The sequence below is a fragment of the Thioalkalivibrio denitrificans genome (genome assembly GCF_002000365.1).
Taxonomy (GTDB): Bacteria; Pseudomonadota; Gammaproteobacteria; order Ectothiorhodospirales; family Ectothiorhodospiraceae; genus Thioalkalivibrio_A; species Thioalkalivibrio_A denitrificans.
The window spans coordinates 71,649-86,953 of the sequence record NZ_MVBK01000008.1; the positions used below are offsets into that span (position 1 = coordinate 71,649).

At 64.2% G+C, this 15,305-nt stretch carries 12 protein-coding genes and 1 tRNA gene; 4 read left to right on the forward strand and 9 right to left on the reverse strand.

From position 1 onward, the window contains the following. Positions 1–67 precede the first annotated feature (67 nt). Positions 68–2,440, reverse strand: a complete 2,373-nt coding sequence (gene ppsA / locus B1C78_RS01805) for a phosphoenolpyruvate synthase (protein WP_077277426.1) — start codon at positions 2,438–2,440, stop codon at positions 68–70. A gap of 388 nt (positions 2,441–2,828) precedes the next feature. On the opposite strand from ppsA, the gene B1C78_RS01810 reads away from it, so the two are divergent. From B1C78_RS01810 to B1C78_RS01820, 3 genes are read left to right on the forward strand one after another with little or no spacing between them, the layout of a single operon-like run. Beyond that, positions 2,829–3,344 (forward strand): ATP-dependent zinc protease family protein, encoded by a 516-nt coding sequence (locus B1C78_RS01810; RefSeq protein ID WP_077277427.1) that lies wholly within the window; start codon positions 2,829–2,831, stop codon positions 3,342–3,344. A gap of 11 nt (positions 3,345–3,355) precedes the next feature. Continuing rightward, the gene (locus B1C78_RS01815) at positions 3,356–4,876 is read left to right on the forward strand and encodes an inactive transglutaminase family protein (RefSeq protein WP_077277428.1); all 1,521 of its coding nucleotides are present in this window, start codon (positions 3,356–3,358) and stop codon (positions 4,874–4,876) included. After that, positions 4,873–5,844, forward strand: a complete 972-nt coding sequence (locus B1C78_RS01820) for an alpha-L-glutamate ligase-like protein (RefSeq protein WP_077277429.1) — start codon at positions 4,873–4,875, stop codon at positions 5,842–5,844. Before B1C78_RS01815 ends, B1C78_RS01820 begins: the two co-directional genes overlap by 4 nt. Positions 5,845–5,851: 7 nt before the next feature. On the opposite strand, the gene B1C78_RS01825 is transcribed toward B1C78_RS01820, so the two are convergent. Next, on the reverse strand, positions 5,852–6,760 hold the full coding sequence (locus tag B1C78_RS01825) for a hypothetical protein (RefSeq protein ID WP_077277430.1): 909 nt from the start codon (positions 6,758–6,760) through the stop codon (positions 5,852–5,854). A gap of 15 nt (positions 6,761–6,775) precedes the next feature. Next, on the reverse strand, positions 6,776–8,029 hold the full coding sequence (locus B1C78_RS01830) for an MFS transporter (RefSeq protein WP_077277431.1): 1,254 nt from the start codon (positions 8,027–8,029) through the stop codon (positions 6,776–6,778). A gap of 371 nt (positions 8,030–8,400) precedes the next feature. On the opposite strand from B1C78_RS01830, the gene B1C78_RS01835 reads away from it, so the two are divergent. Then, on the forward strand, positions 8,401–9,603 hold the full coding sequence (locus B1C78_RS01835) for a Fic family protein (protein ID WP_139349770.1): 1,203 nt from the start codon (positions 8,401–8,403) through the stop codon (positions 9,601–9,603). A gap of 16 nt (positions 9,604–9,619) precedes the next feature. On the opposite strand, the gene B1C78_RS17305 is transcribed toward B1C78_RS01835, so the two are convergent. The 6 genes from B1C78_RS17305 to B1C78_RS01865 form a co-directional block, all read right to left on the reverse strand. After that, positions 9,620–11,593 (reverse strand): SWIM zinc finger family protein, encoded by a 1,974-nt coding sequence (locus B1C78_RS17305; RefSeq protein ID WP_139349771.1) that lies wholly within the window; start codon positions 11,591–11,593, stop codon positions 9,620–9,622. 60 nt (positions 11,594–11,653) lie between these two features. Further along, positions 11,654–13,129 carry a UPF0149 family protein gene (locus B1C78_RS01845; protein WP_175628199.1) on the reverse strand — a complete coding sequence of 492 codons (1,476 nt, stop codon included), beginning with the start codon at positions 13,127–13,129 and terminating at the stop codon, positions 11,654–11,656. A 166-nt stretch (positions 13,130–13,295) separates the two neighbouring features. After that, complete coding sequence (locus B1C78_RS01850) at positions 13,296–13,595, reverse strand: type II toxin-antitoxin system RelE/ParE family toxin (RefSeq protein WP_077277434.1); 300 nt, start codon at positions 13,593–13,595, stop codon at positions 13,296–13,298. Then, positions 13,596–13,865 (reverse strand): type II toxin-antitoxin system Phd/YefM family antitoxin, encoded by a 270-nt coding sequence (locus B1C78_RS01855; RefSeq protein ID WP_077277435.1) that lies wholly within the window; start codon positions 13,863–13,865, stop codon positions 13,596–13,598. A 394-nt stretch (positions 13,866–14,259) separates the two neighbouring features. Next, complete coding sequence (locus tag B1C78_RS01860) at positions 14,260–14,883, reverse strand: class I SAM-dependent methyltransferase (RefSeq protein WP_175628202.1); 624 nt, start codon at positions 14,881–14,883, stop codon at positions 14,260–14,262. A gap of 123 nt (positions 14,884–15,006) precedes the next feature. Then, a tRNA-Phe gene (locus tag B1C78_RS01865) sits at positions 15,007–15,082 on the reverse strand. Positions 15,083–15,305: the final 223 nt, after the last annotated feature.

Sequence of the window (15,305 nt, forward strand, 5' to 3'; positions counted from 1 at the left end):
CTGAATGCTGAATGAGAGGGTACACTCTGCCTTCATCCTTCATCCTTCCACCTTCATCCTTCCACCTTCATCCTTTCCCATTCTCCCCTCCCAGCATCAGCCAGGTATCCACGACCGTGTCGGGGTTGAGGGAGATACTCTCGATCTTCTGCTGCATGAGCCACTCGGCAAGGTCCGGGTAGTCGGAAGGGCCCTGGCCGCAGATGCCCACGTATTTCCCGGCACGGTGCGCCGCCTCGATGGACATGGCAAGCATCTTCTTCACGGCCGGATCGCGCTCGTCGAAACCGCCCGCCACCAGGCCGGAATCGCGGTCCAGACCCAGGGTGAGCTGCGTCAGGTCATTGGAGCCGATAGAGAATCCGTCGAAATGCTCAAGGAATTCGTCGGCCAGCACGGCGTTGGACGGGATCTCGCACATCATGTACACCTTGAGTCCGTTCTTGCCGCGCTTGAGGCCCAGGTCGCCCAGCAGACTGATCACCCCCTCGGCCTCCGAGAGCGTACGCACGAACGGGACCATGATCACCACGTTGGTCAGGCCCATCTCGTCGCGTACCCGGCGTACGGCCTGGCATTCCAGCTCGAAACAGGGCCGGAATTCCTTCGACAGGTAACGGGCCGTGCCGCGAAAACCGATCATGGGGTTTTCCTCATCCGGCTCGTAGCGCTCGCCGGCGAGGAGATTCGCGTACTCGTTTGACTTGAAGTCCGAGAGGCGCACGATCACCGGCTTCGGACTGAAGGCCGCCCCCAGCGTCGCGATGCCCTCCACCAGGCGATCCACGTAGAAGCTCACCGGGTCCTTGTATCCGGCGATGCGTCGATCGACCTCCGCCCGCAGGTCGTCGGGAAGCGTGTGGTATTCCAGCAGTGCCTTGGGGTGCACCCCGATCATGCTGTTGATGATGAACTCCAGCCGCGCCAGCCCGACGCCGTGGTTGGGGATGGCGCTGAAGTGGAAGGCGCGACCCGGGTTGCCCACGTTCATCATCACCTTGACGGGGATCTCGGGCATGCTGTCGGTACGTGTCTTGAGCACCTGGAAATCCAGCTTGCCCTCGTAGACGCGCCCTTCGTCACCCTCGGAGCACACCACCGTGGCCTCGACGCCGTCGGGCAGGGTCTCGGTGGCGTTGCCGCACCCTACCACGGCGGGGATGCCCATCTCCCGCGCAATGATCGCCGCGTGGCAGGTGCGCCCGCCGCGATTGGTGACGATGGCCGCGGCGCGCTTCATTACCGGCTCCCAGTCGGGGTCGGTCATGTCGGTGACCAGGATGTCGCCCGCCTCCACCTTGTGCATGTCATCCAGTCCGGCCACCACGCGGATCTTGCCGGCGCCGATCTTCTGTCCGATGGCGCGGCCGGACGCCAGCACCTTGCCGCCCTTCTCCCTGAGGTGGAAACGCTCGATGACCTGGCCGTCCAGCCGGCTCTCCACGGTCTCCGGACGCGCCTGCACGATGTACAGACCCCCGTCGACGCCGTCCAGCGCCCACTCGATGTCCATGGGACGCCCGTAGTGCTGCTCGATGATCACAGCCTGGCGGGCCAGATCGGTGATCTGCTCGTCGGTTAGACAGAAGCGGCTGCGCTCGGCCTCCTCCACGTCCACGGTGCGGGTCTGCTGACCGTCGTCTCCGAAGACCATCTTGATGGCCTTGGAGCCCATGTTCCGGCGCAGGATCGCAGGCCTGCCTTGCGCCAGGGCCGGTTTGTAGACGTGAAACTCGTCCGGATTGACGGCGCCCTGCACCACGGTCTCGCCCAATCCCCAGGCGGCCGTGATGAACACGGCATCACGGAAACCGGATTCCGTGTCCAGGGTGAACATCACGCCGCTGGCCCCCTCGTCGCTGCGTGCCATGCGCTGGATGCCTGCGGACAGCGCCACCTCGGCATGATCGAAGCCCTGGTGAACGCGATAGGAGATGGCCCTGTCGTTGTAGAGTGACGCGAACACCTCGTGGATCGCCTTGAACACGGCCTCCTCGCCGCGCACGTTCAGGAAGGTCTCCTGCTGTCCGGCAAACGAGGCGTCGGGGAGATCCTCGGCCGTGGCCGAGGAGCGCACCGCTACAGTGCAATCGCCCTCGGTTTCCTTTTCCAGCTTGCGCCAGGCCTCGCGGATGGCATCGGTGAGCGGCTGAGGAAAAGGCGTTTCCACCACCCAGCCGCGGATCGTGCGGCCCGCCTCGCGCAGCGCATTGATGTCATCCACGTCCAGACGGTTCAGCAATTCGTTGATGCGCTTGTCCAGGTCATCGTGACGCAGAAACTCGCGGAAGGCTTCAGCGGTGGTGGCAAAGCCGCCGGGCACCTGCACACCGGCCTCGGACAGGCCGCTGATCATCTCGCCGAGGGAGGCGTTCTTGCCGCCCACCCGCGGGACATCCTTCATGCCCAGTTCATCGAACCACAGCACGTACTCGCTCATTACCCGACCTCCGCGCATCAGACTGCTGACCGCCCACGGCGGCGAACCGCGGGCTGTGAAAAGATTAAAAGCCGACTGTGTATGATCCCGGCGTCCAAGGCAACCGCGCCCGGCCTGGGCCAGCCACAGGGCACCCGTAGCGGCCCGCCGGGGCACGAAACCAAAGGCGGCAGGGTCCCGTGGACCTGCCCGATGGCAGCCCATACCTATAGATGATATAGGTGACATTATAGGGGCAAACCGGTACGTGGCGCACTTCATCCCCGACTGCCGCATGGTAATGTGCCCGGAACCATATCCCCCGGCCTCGGGACAAACAGGGGAACTCCCCCCGCCTGCCGGTCCCTCTCGAGCCCCGGAGCCGGCCATCACCAAGGACCACCGACCGATGCTTCGCCTCAGATCCTGTCTGCTGCTGCTCATCGCAGCGACCCTGCCCGTCACGGCATCCGCCTCCGACGACGACAAAGCCAGCGCCCAATCCATCCATGGCTATGCGGAGGAAGTGATCATCCGGCCGGAGGGCATCCGCCTCAAGGCCCGATTGGATACGGGGGCCACCTCCTCGTCTCTCAACGCGCTGAACAAGGAGACCTTCGAGCGCGATGACGAGGAGTGGATCGCCTTCGACATCATCGATCCCGAGGACGAGGACAAGAAGATCCGCCTGGAGCGCAAGATCGTGCGCCATGCGCGCATCATCCGCCATGACGGCAACCACCAGCGCCGCCCGGTCGTGAGCATGGAACTATGCCTGGGCGAACATCGGCGTGAGGCCGATGTCAGCCTGATCGACCGCACCGCCCTGACCTACCAGATGCTGATCGGCCGCAACCACATGAAGGACATCATTCTGGTGGATTCGGGCCAGACAAACATTCAGCCGCCGCGCTGCGACGACTGATCGCACTGCCCGTGAAACGACTGCACCTTGCCCTGCTGGTGATCGTCCTGATGACCACGGGTCTGGTCATGACGGGCTACAAGGCGACCGTCCTCGGCTTCCCCCTGTTGCCGGCCCAGACCGTGGACAACTGGATCGTCGAGGCGCGCGTGGCGTTCGAGCCCACAGGCGGCCCGGTGACCGCCCGCCTGGTGCTGCCCGACGATCCGCCCGGATTCGCCATTCTGGACGAGAACTTCATCTCCCGGGGCTACGGACTGACCACCAGCCAGCAGGGTGAGAACCGGGAAGCGCATTGGACCACTCGCTATCCGTCCGGGCGGCAGGTACTGTACTACCGTGCCACGGTCTACCTGCACAATCGCACCAATGGCGAAGACGAGGCCTATCCCGGCCCCGTATCCGTGCCCGAATACGGCGAACCCTATCATTCCGCGGCCATGGCCCTGCTGGAGAGCGTGCGCGAACGCTCGGCAGACATCTCCAGTTTTGCCACCGTGCTGGTGAGCGACCTCAACGCCCCCAATCCCGGCGAGAACGCCACCCTGTTCGTCGACCCGAACGATACCGATGCGGACAGGGTGCGCACCCTCATTCAACTGCTGGCGGGCGCGCGCATCCCGGCCCGCATGTCCCACGGCATCACGCTGACGGACTGGGCCCGGGAGGCGCAGCCCATGGCGTGGCTGGAAGTACACAACACCCGCGAATGGGTGCCCATCCATCCGCGCAACGGCAGCACCGGTTACCCGGCCAACCTGCTGGTCTGGTGGCACGGCGATATCGAACCGCTGCAGGTGGAGCGCGCGCGCAACCGGGAGCTGAGCTTTTCCGTCACCCGCAATATCCACGACGCCATCGACGTGGCCGAGCAGCGCGCCCAGCTGATGGACTCGCGCTTCGTGGACTTCTCGCTGTTCGGCCTGCCGGTGCAGACGCAGAACATGTACCGGGTACTGCTCATGGTGCCTCTGGGCGCGCTGATCATCGTGTTGCTGAGAAACGTGGTGGGCATCCGCACCTTCGGCACCTTCATGCCCGTGCTCATTGCCCTGTCGTTCCGGGAGACACAACTGCTGGGCGGCATCATCCTGTTCACGCTCATCGTATCCCTGGGGCTGGCCATCCGCTTCTACCTCGATCACCTCAAGCTGCTGCTGGTGCCCCGGCTGGCCGCGGTGGTGATCGTAGTCATCATGCTCATGGCCGTGATCAGCATCCTCAGTCACAACCTGGGCATCGAGCAGGGGCTCTCGCTGGCGCTGTTCCCCATCGTGATCCTCGCCATGACCATCGAACGCATGTCGCTGGTCTGGGAGGAACACAGTCCGCAGGAGGCAATACGACAGGGCCTCGGCAGTCTGGCGGTGGCGGTCGTCGGTTACCTGTTCATGGTCAACCGCCATCTGGAACACCTGATCTTCGTGTTCCCCGAACTCCTGCTCGTAGTACTGGCCATCACGCTGCTGCTTGGACGCTACACGGGTTACCGGCTCACCGAGCTGCTGCGCTTCAGGGCACTGGGCCAATGACGGGACGCTGGTTCATCACGCCCGGGGAACTGCGCCGCCAGGGCATCCTGGGCATGAACGCCCGCAACGGTTCGTACATCGCCCAGTTGAACGCCCGCAGCAACTACCCGCTGGTGGATGACAAGCTGCAGACCAAACACCTCGCCCTCGACGCGGGCATCGCGGTGCCGGAGCTGTACGGGGTGATCGAGACACCGCATCAGGTCAGGCGCATCGGCAAGATGCTGGAGGGTCGTAACGACTTCGTCATCAAGCCTGCTCACGGTGCGGGCGGCGACGGCATCCTGGTGATCACGGGACGCATGGGTGAACACTACCGGCGTGCCAACGGCCGACTCATGGACCGCGAATCCATCCAGCACCACCTGTCCAACATCCTGAGCGGCATGTACAGCCTGGGCGGCCAGCCGGACCGGGCCATGGTGGAATACCGGGTGAAGTTCGACCCCCTCTTCGACCAGGTCAGTTTCGAGGGTGTGCCCGACATCCGCACCGTGGTGTATCGCGGCTACCCGATCATGGCCATGGTCCGTCTGCCCACGCGCGAGGCAGACGGCAAGGCCAATCTCCATCAGGGTGCCGTCGGGGCGGGCGTCGACATGGCCACGGGCGAAACGCTGCATGGCGTCTGGCACGGTCGCGTGGTCGATCAGCACCCCGACACCGGTGCGCCCATCTCGGGCATCTGCATCCCCGACTGGTCGACACTGCTTGCGCTCGCTGCACGCTGCCACGACCTGACCGGACTCGGTTACCTGGGTGTGGACGTGGTGCTGGACCGGGATCGGGGCCCCCTGATCCTGGAGCTGAACGCCAGACCGGGTCTCGCCATCCAGATTGCCAACCGTCAGGGCCTGCTCAAGCACATCGAGCGGGTGGACGCGCGCCTCGAAGGCATGGAAGCGCCCGAAGAGGCTGCGGCACGCGCGGCCTGGGTGGGCGAAGGATTTGCCCAGGCAACCGGCTGAGTCGCGTTCAGAGGTGCAGAACTGTTTCCGCGGCCGGGATGCCGTCCAGTTGCCGCGTCAGCCAGCGGGAAGCGGCACGCCAGTCCACCGCTTCCCGGACGAGCGCCGGGAGGGGCACGAGCAGATAGTCCCCGCGCGCGTTCACCGTCACCCGCTGCATGCCCGCGCCGGGCTCATCTGCCACCACGAGCCGCGACCACTCGATCAGCGCGCCATCACGCCGGACCCCGGCAAGGGCTGCCGCCAGTGTCTGCAGTTCGGCGACCACTCGCCGGCACAGGGTCTCCCGCTCTGCCCGATGACTCAGGTCCGGAAAGGCACAACGCACGCCGTCCTCCGACTCCCATCCTGCACCGCCCTGCTGTGTGAAACTCCATGCGCCGCGCACCTCCACCGGATCAGCCACAGGCCGGGGCGCGCCGGGCTCGGCCGTGCGCGGGCAATCGTGCAGGGCGCAGAAGCGCTGCACGATGGCCGCCTCCCGTTCCACCTGGGCGGCCACCCGCGGCCAGCTCACCAGAAGCGGCGCACCTTCCACCATCAGCAGGATCTGGCCCTGGCGCTCCACCTCCACCGATGCCTCGCGGCTGTGCATGAGGCTTAGCTGAGAGCGCTGCAGCCGCTGCAGTTCAAGGTCCATGGCCCGGCGCCAGCGTTGCATCCTGTGCGCCCGTCCGGTGTCATCTGTCCGGACCGTGGCAGCCTGCGCCATCTCATCGCGGTAGGCATCCACGAGACTCTCGAGGACCAGTGCGGCGAAATCCGCCTGCGTCGAGGCCGGTGCGCCGCCCAGATACTCGGCCAGTTGCACCAGCGCGGACGGCTGCACATACAGCTGCCTGGGCTCGGCCGCAACGGGAGACGACACTATCCACAGCAGGGACAGAATCGCCAGGATTCTCAGGGGCATCATCATGGGAACACAACCGCGTCAGCGGGCCGGGGCCGGCTCAAGCCGGGATCGTGCCGCACTGACACCGACGAGCGTAAACACGCCCAGCAGGGTGAAACCCGCCACTGCCCAGAACACCAGGGCAGGCTGACCGAGGTCCACCACCCAGCCGAGCAGCGCCGGGGCCACGACGGCCCCCGCGCTGAACCCCGTGGTCACCAGACCAAACGCCGTGCCGACGGTGCCGCGGGGCGCGGCCTGGCGCACCATCACATCGCGCATGGGCGCCACCACCGCAATGAAAAATCCCGCCCCCAGCATCAGCCCGAACACGCCCGCCAACGGCAACCCGGCCATCGTGAGCAACATGACGAAACCGGCCGAAAGAATGAACGCCACCGCCGTGGCCAGCTCACGGCGTTGCACACGGTCCGCCATCCAGCCACCCAGCAGAGTGCCCGCGGCTGCCGCGACGAAGTAGGCGCTAAGCGCCATGTTGGCCCCGGCCAGACTGATCCCGTGCAGGTCCACCAGGGCCACCACCGAGAAGCTCTTGATGCCGCTGCCCGCCATGGCAATGATCACGTAAAAAGCGAACAGCGCAGCGATCACCGGCGTCATCAGCAGGGCAATGCCCGTGCGTTCGCCGTTGGCCCGGCTGCGCGCAGCGGCGTCCCTCGCCGCATGACGCTCGTCGGCGTCGCAAAGCGACCCGCGCTGCAGCGCCAACAGGCCCGCATAGGCGATGCCCGCCGCACCCAGAATGACCAGCGCGGCGCGCCAGCCGAACAGCCCGGTGAGCACCAGCACCGCCGGCGGCGCCGCCATCCAGCCCAGGTAGCCGGCAAACAGGTGCATGCTGAACGCCCTCCCCACGCGGCCCTCGCCGACCCGCGCCGAGAGAATCGCGTAGTCCGCCGGATGAAACACCGCATTGCCGGCGCCCGCCAGCACCATGCACCCGAGCATCGCCCAGTACCCGGGCACCAGTCCCACCAGCAGGATGCCCGTCCCGTTCAGGGCCAGCCCCAGCACCAGGATCGCACGCCCGCCCACCCGGTCCACCAGCAACCCCATGGGCAGCTGCATCAACCCGGTCACCACCGCATACACCGACAGCAACAGGCCCAGCGCCGCATAGCTCAGGCCCAGTTCCCCGTGCAGCAGCGGGAACACCGGCGGCAGCACCAGCATGTAGAAATGACTGAAGGCATGCGCCGTGGACACCAGGCCCACGGTCCTGCGTTCGCCCGCAGGAAAGGGTGCGATCAAAGAAAGAACGGCCGAAGCCATCAAACACTCCTGCTCGGGAAGACATCAATGGTGCCGTCGCCCGTGGGACGACACCGGGGATGCTTAGCGTAACATTCCCATGGTCGCCCCCGTCGTGACCTGCGGTCAGCGGGAAACAGTGGCAGGAGGATATTCCCAAGACCGTGGCCTGTCCCCGGTATCGCGTATCGCGCTGCGCCGCGCCCATGAACCGGCGGGGATCGGATCCGAGGGCTCGTGAAGCAGCCACACCGGACACGGTCGCCGGGGTCGTGGACCACACACGGACATATATGCGGACATCAAAGAGGCATATTCCCGGGTTTTGTTTATCATAATTTATTGATATATTGAACTATATGCATGAGATAGATTCGGACATAAATGGGGACATGAGCACGGCCCTGGATCGGGGTGAAAGCACCTGCCTGATGGAGCCCTTGCTGATTGGGGAGACATCGCGTCACAGAGCCCCTCTGACCGACCTGGCCGTTGATCTGGCGGCCCGGTCTGCCGGCTTGCGGCGCAGCCTCCCGAAAGGCATCTCCACGGCGCTTGCCGATCTTGTCCGAGCCATGAACTGCTACTACAGCAACCTCATCGAGGGGCACGACACCCATCCCGTGGATATCGAGCGAGCGCTGAAAAACGATTACAGCAACGACGCCCGCAAACGCGAGCTGCAACTTGAGGCGAAGGCCCACATCACAGTCCAGCGATGGATCGACGGCGGTGGGCTTGGGGGCCGGGCGGCGACAGCGGACGGCATGCGCGAGGTTCACCGTCGCTTTGGCGAACTGCTGCCTGAAGAATTCCTGTGGGTCGAGGACCCGGAGACGGGTGAGCGCCTTAAGCTCATTCCCGGGGAACTCAGACGCCGTGATGTAAAGGTGGGCCAGCACGTCGCAATCAGCCCTGGTGCCATTGTGCGCTTCCTCGCACACTTTGAGCGCACCTACAGCCAGCTTGGCAAGGCCGACGCCATTTTAGCCCTGGCGGCAGCGCATCATCGTTTGCTCTGGATTCACCCGTTCCTGGACGGCAACGGGCGCGTTGCACGCCTGATGTCTCACGCAATGCTGTTGGAAATACTGGATACCGGCGGCATCTGGTCGGTCGCACGCGGACTCGCCCGCAACGTGGCCGCGTACAAGAGCCATCTCGCAAACTGCGATCTGCCGCGCCGCAATGACCTCGACGGCCGCGGTACTCTGAGCGAGGAAGCACTCGCCGGTTTCACCCGCTTCTTCCTGGAGACATGCATCGATCAGGTCAGCTTCATGGAAGGACTGATCCAGCCGGACCGGCTGCGCGCCCGCATCCTTCTATGGGCCGATGAAGAAACACGTCTCGGCGCACTGCCGCCCAGGGCAGGCAATATCCTGGAAGCGGTCCTCTATCGCGGCGAGCTGCCCCGCCGCGATGTGGCCGGATTACTCGGCACGACCGCACGCCATGCCCGACGCATCGTCGCTGCGCTGAGCGATCGCGGCGTCCTCGTCTCGGAGGGCCCCCGCGCCCCACTGCGGCTTGCCTTCCCTGCCGTGCTGGCATCGCGATGGATGCCGGGATTGTTTCCGGAACGAGTGGCGTGAGACGAACCCGCACCGCTCATCCGGCAATTCCCTTCCCCTCCACCGTAACCAGCACCTCCATCAGGCGCCGCTTGGGCTTGTGCCGCTCCCGCAATCCGTCCAGTAACGACTTCCATTCGCCCAGGGATTTCTCTCTCGTATGCACCTTGCGCATCTTGCGCAGATACACAGCCGCCTCCTCGTAGGCCTTGGGCTTGACCTGCGCAATGAGTTCCTCGGCGATGGTTCGCCAGATGTCCAGGGCGACCCTGGGGTGGCTAGCGGCAACGGCTTCGGCCACCTGTTTATCGGTTTCCTGGCCCCAGTGGAGGGTCGTGCCCAGGCGTTTATAGAGGGCGACCACGTCATCGAAGCGTTGCTCCAGGATGGCGATGTCGATGAGGGTGTCCAGATCGGGAGACCATTGACCCGGGCGGCGCTCAGGCAACAAGGACCCCACCTCCGGCGCCGGCAACGGCCACGCCCTGTCGGCGGGAGGCTTGCCGGTTTCGAGATAACCCAGCACGGCCTCCCTGACCGCCGGCCAGCAGCCGGCCTTCTCGGACGCCTTGCGCAGTTCCCGGTAAGCTGCAACTGCCGGATAGGAGAAGAAGTCCTGTGCCCGGTAGGCAGCAACCAGATCATGCCGCCGCGATCTCTGCCCCATGGCCCGCAGGCGCTCCTGCAGATGTGCGGCGATGCCGGGCGCCTCCTTAACGGTCTGCTGGTAGCCCTTTATACACCACTGTCGCGCCCGGTCCCGTTCGCCCGCCGCCAGCAGGGCGTCCACCAGCGCCCCGTAGCATGCGCAAGACTCAGCCTCCGTCTCCAGGCGCGGAATGATACGGTCCTTCCAGCCGGCCCGCTCGTAGGCCTCCAGCAGGACACGCAAGACGCGTTCGCGGAAATAACGCACCCGGAAGCCGCCACCCTTCGGCCTGGGCATGGCATCGAGCCGCGCTTCGAGCACCCCGGCCACCTCCCGCCAGTGGACGCGGGTGTAGACGCGCTTCTTCAACACGGCGTCCGCCCCGCCCAGAAGATCGAACTCGTCCTCGAACAGGCGATCGATCAACCACAGCAACTGGGCCGGCGGCGCGAGGGAGGAACGCGGCAGGGCCTCCAGCACGACATCCATACATGCGGTCAGACGGATGCCGGTCTCGCCCTCGTCATCGGATTGCTCGACCTGGGCATTGCCCTGTTCCCAGAGCGTCTCCCCCAACTCGACCACCGCGTCGGCATGACCGTGATCGAGCAGGGCGCGCAGGCGTTCAGCCACGGGGCCATAGTCGGGGATGCTCCCTTCGCCGCGCCAGGGGTTGTACCAGGCCGGCTCGGCGGTCAGCCGCGCGATGTCCTTGCGCAACGCGCGTATCAATTGGTCCGTCCGACCGTCCGCGAGCTGCTCCGTTTCAAGGATAAGCCGCTTGATGTGGGGATGGCGCGCGGCCAGATCGCACAGCAGGCGGAGCAACGCCTCGCGGCTTTGTCCGGCGAGCGCCTTCTCCACCGTCGCCTGTCGGTCGGCGCCGCGGCGCGCAGGGATCCGCGGCGTATCCCATTCATCCTCTTCGTGATCCCAGTCGTCGTCCTCATCCCAGGCATCTTCCAGATCACCCGAAAGCGCCCGATCGAGAGCACCGTCCTCGGCGAGCGGTGCAATGGCCTTGCCGCCCTTCAGCGCTTCCGCCGCCGCGAGCACGAGCGCCACCGCGTGCTTGCACGGCCCGCCCCAGTCGTAGGGACAGGTACAGGCATGCTCGAGCCGCTTACCATTCAGGATGCGGACCGAGGTGGCGTAACGCTCGCTGCCGCTTACCCAGGCGGCGATGCCACCGTCGGCGGTGGTGGAAAGCCCGGAGACCTTCTTCACATAAGCCCGGGCGCGCCCCAGAATCTTCGTACCGGCCCATTCCTGCAGATCATCGATAGTGAACTGACGCAGCCTGGACTCGAGAGGCTTGCGCTCGGGGGGCCGTCTGGTTGCCGTGGACTTGCGTGCACACATGAAACCCAGGTTTCCTTGGTTCGTTGATTCAAACGCAAAGAAGCCGACTGCTCGACCGACTCAGCCCTTGTTCATGCAGCATTTCTTGTACTTCCTGCCGCTGCCGCAAGGGCACGGATCATTACGCCCGACCTTCGGCGTCTCACGCACATAGGTCTGCACAGGCGTCCACGCCTCATCGTCGAATAGCCCGGCCCCCTCGTCCTCATGGAACCACCGCAACCTTCGTTGCCGGATGGCGATGGGGTCATAGAAGCACAGGAAGTGGCCGAGATCGCGAGCGGGTCGGCGGGGCCCGTCGAACGCATCCTCCACATCGGCGACCCCGAAGGCGTAACCGAACCGCCGGTCGCCCGCCTCGTTGATGCGCGCCTGCTCCAGGAGCGCTGGCCGGTGTCGTTCCCTGGGACAATCAAGCAGCGTGAAACCGACCAATTCATGCAGGTCCCTGTCCTGCGTCGGATCACGCATGAGCGCTGCGGCATAGTCCAGCACCTCCTCGAGCCCTTCTTCACCGGACCCATAGGTCGATACCAGCCATTCCAGGGCGAGACCCCGTCCGATGGGGGAGACGGATTCGTCTTCCAAAATGGAGTGCAGAACGGGCCTGACCTGAACCTCCTTGCCCGCGCAAAGTTGTGCATGATGAGGATGGAGCCATTCCCAAATCTCATCCTCCCCGTGGTTACGCAACTGGGCCAGTCCCGCCGCGAGCGCGGCCCCGGCAGCATCGCCCGACAGCACCCCAAGGATGTGCATGGCATGAAGCAGGGACCACCACACACCCACGTCAGCGCCGTCCGGGGACCAGTTGGCCTCGTCTTCCAACAACGCCAGAAGCCGGGGAATCAAGGCCTCGCCGCGGCGAATACACTCGTCGATCAGGACCCTCGGCACCTCATCGTGCAGCTCCTGCAGCTGTTCGAGCAACTTGTCGTCACTCAACGCGGCGAGTTCCTCGCCCCCCCAGAGTTCGTAGAAAGGATCATCATCCTCCAGGAGTTGGGACAGTACCTCATCGCCAGCAAGGCGAAAGATGGCGATCTTGCGCACCGCGGGTGCCACCAGAGCGGTCAGCTCGTCGATCAGTTCCGGCTCCTGCGCCCGATCGGGCGCGAAGAACATATCCCGGAACTCCGCGTTGCACACCGCGTGGATAGGGAACATGGCCTTGCCGACATCCACACAGGCATCGGTCCATTCGCGCCATAGCGGATCGGCCATACCGACACCCTCGACGAATCCCTCGCACCAGGATGTGATCCGGGTGGCGCCGGCCGAGGGGGGAAATCCGAAGTTGCCGGCGCGAAGGGCCGCGGCAATGGCCTCCAGGGCCTCGTGCAGGGCGTCCTGCGCCTCCGGCGAAAGCCCCTCGAGCCCGGCAACGTGAAACCCCGGCTCCAGCCAGTCCGCAACGGACGCCCCCGAAGGGGTAAGCAAGCGGGCAACCAGGAATCCGTGGAGTGCCTCCGGGCTGCCGCGTCGTTCGATCGCCTTGGCCAGTGGCGTGTTCAGATGGGTCGGAAAGAAGGACATGCCGGCGTACCGAAAGGGACTGGGCAAGGGGGCAGATTGTCGCATAGAACGGCACGCAACCTCATGGCCGGAATGCGGCGTTGCGCGCACAGCGGCCAAATCAAGATGGGGTCTTGCCGACAGCATAAGGCACGGCAACTTGAGTAGGTCCGACTGAAGCGTGTCGTCATGTTTCTTCGTCGGGAAGCGATAGCAGCCTCTCACTTCGCCACACCCGAACCAAATTGACCGATGTCGCATTCCGCAGATAGACCACGCGGAACGGCGGATGAATTATCTCCCGGATGTGTTCTTGATCGAACTCCGGGACTTTTCTGCCGGAATCCGGATGATCACGAAGCCGTTGCACACTTTTCAATATGGCGCTTACATACTTCTGTCCGATGTCCGATACGCCCTGTTCCTGATAGTAACTCTTGATCTCCTGAAGGTCGTTCAGGGCAGACCGGGCGATAGTAATCCTCACCTATTCTGCGCCCAGTATTCTTTTGGCTTCGGCCAGAGTGACGGTGTCACCCTCACGGATGTCGGCCAATCCCCGAGCCACTGCCTTGACGAATCGCAGCTCTTCGGCGGTCTTCTCGTAATCATCGAGACCTTGGACGATGGCAACCCCTCTGCCTCTGCTGGTCAGCAGAACCGGTCTGTGTGTGTCGTTCACCCGATTGATCACCTTGCCTGGATTGACCTTCAGATCGGATATGGGAATGACGTCCTCTGAGAATTTGGTTTGCATAACAATCCCCTCATTTCGCATAGGGCCATCATTAGCACCTGCTTATAGGTGCCGTCAAGACACCAGATAGCAGGACGAGATGTGCCCGTAGGGCCTCAAGAGACATAAGAGCTGAAGGCGGCGAAGAAATTATCTTCCGGTCGCAAAGGACGCAAAGGAATGCTTTTCCTCAAAAGATCTTCTTGGCGTGCTTGGCGTCTTCGCGAGAGAAATGCCTTTGGCGGTGTCCGGTGAAGTCGGTGGGGAAACGTTCAACCACGAAGACCACGAAGGTATCTGATCAAGAAAACCAGGGAGCTTAAAGGGGACGAAGGAATTTTTCTTTTCGATTTCGAGGCTCTTTTTCAGGCTAATCCCACGGCTGCCGCGGTCCGACCCCGTCGCCACGGTCGTACTACTCCGCCCTGCCATGCGTCGGAGCAGGCCTTGCCACGGCAAGGCACGAAGCCCGATGCCCGTGATCAGCCAGTGTGGTGAATTCCTCCAGCGCCAAGCCGGCGGCACGGATCTGGCCCTTGAGGTCTTCCTCGTAGGTGACGCGACCGAAATCAATGCTCGTGATCCGCTTCAGCATGGGCTTGAGGATTTCCATGAAGCGGTCGGGACGCTTCTGGATCGTCTGCGTGAAAAAGAGGCGTCCGCCCGGGTTCAGCAAGGCACAACAATGCCGCAACGCCCGCTCGGGCTCGGGCAGCAGCATAAAACTTGCGGAGAAATACACGGCGTCGTACGGCCCGCCCTGGTGATCGTAGACGGACTCGCGATACACCTCGACACGGTCAGCCAGCAGGGAATCCCGAAGCCTTCGCCGCGCACGGGCTATGTAATCCCCATCAATGTCGATGCCGGTCACGCGTAAATCCTTGCGTTCCACCAGATCGGCATTCGCCGCCAGGGCGCCGGCCGTGCCGATGCCGACATCCAGCAGCGCGGCGCCCTCGGGTAAGCGCCTCAGCACCTCCGCGTACCAGCGGGAGGTGAGTCCGAGGATCAGGGTGTCGTAAATGAAGCTTCGAATCATAGGCTCCAGCTGAACGGCCGCGCACCGATTGAATGCCCTCTTAACCGGGTCCACCGGCGTTCCAGCGCACAGCGAGGGTTCAATAAAAAGGCCAACCGAGAACGGTTGGCCTATAGGTATTGGTGGCCAGGGACGGAATCGAACCGCCGACACGGGGATTTTCAGTCCCCTGCTCTACCAACTGAGCTACCTGGCCAGTGTCTTGGGACTCGCCCGATTCAGGCCTGCGGGGGGAGGCCATGGGCGGGGGTCGAAGGGGCTGTATTAAAGCGGGCTCACGGGCCGGCGTCAAGAAAGGCAGTCTCAAGTGGCAAGGGACACCACCCCCTCCCCGACCCTCCCCCATGAGGGGGAGGGAGAAAGATGGGAGAGAGGGGGATAGTCCTGGCGTTGCCTCGTAGCCCCCTCCCCCGCTTGCG

Coding starts and splice junctions, on each gene's coding strand:
- B1C78_RS01835 (WP_139349770.1), top strand. CDS start 8,401: ATGAGCACGGCCCTGGATCGGGGTGAAAGCACCTGCCTGATGGAGCCC.
- B1C78_RS01845 (WP_175628199.1), bottom strand. CDS start 13,129: ATGTCCTTCTTTCCGACCCATCTGAACACGCCACTGGCCAAGGCGATC.
- B1C78_RS17305 (WP_139349771.1), bottom strand. CDS start 11,593: ATGTGTGCACGCAAGTCCACGGCAACCAGACGGCCCCCCGAGCGCAAG.
- B1C78_RS01820 (WP_077277429.1), top strand. CDS start 4,873: ATGACGGGACGCTGGTTCATCACGCCCGGGGAACTGCGCCGCCAGGGC.
- B1C78_RS01810 (WP_077277427.1), top strand. CDS start 2,829: ATGCTTCGCCTCAGATCCTGTCTGCTGCTGCTCATCGCAGCGACCCTG.
- ppsA (WP_077277426.1), bottom strand. CDS start 2,440: ATGAGCGAGTACGTGCTGTGGTTCGATGAACTGGGCATGAAGGATGTC.
- B1C78_RS01825 (WP_077277430.1), bottom strand. CDS start 6,760: ATGATGATGCCCCTGAGAATCCTGGCGATTCTGTCCCTGCTGTGGATA.
- B1C78_RS01830 (WP_077277431.1), bottom strand. CDS start 8,029: ATGGCTTCGGCCGTTCTTTCTTTGATCGCACCCTTTCCTGCGGGCGAA.
- B1C78_RS01855 (WP_077277435.1), bottom strand. CDS start 13,865: ATGCAAACCAAATTCTCAGAGGACGTCATTCCCATATCCGATCTGAAG.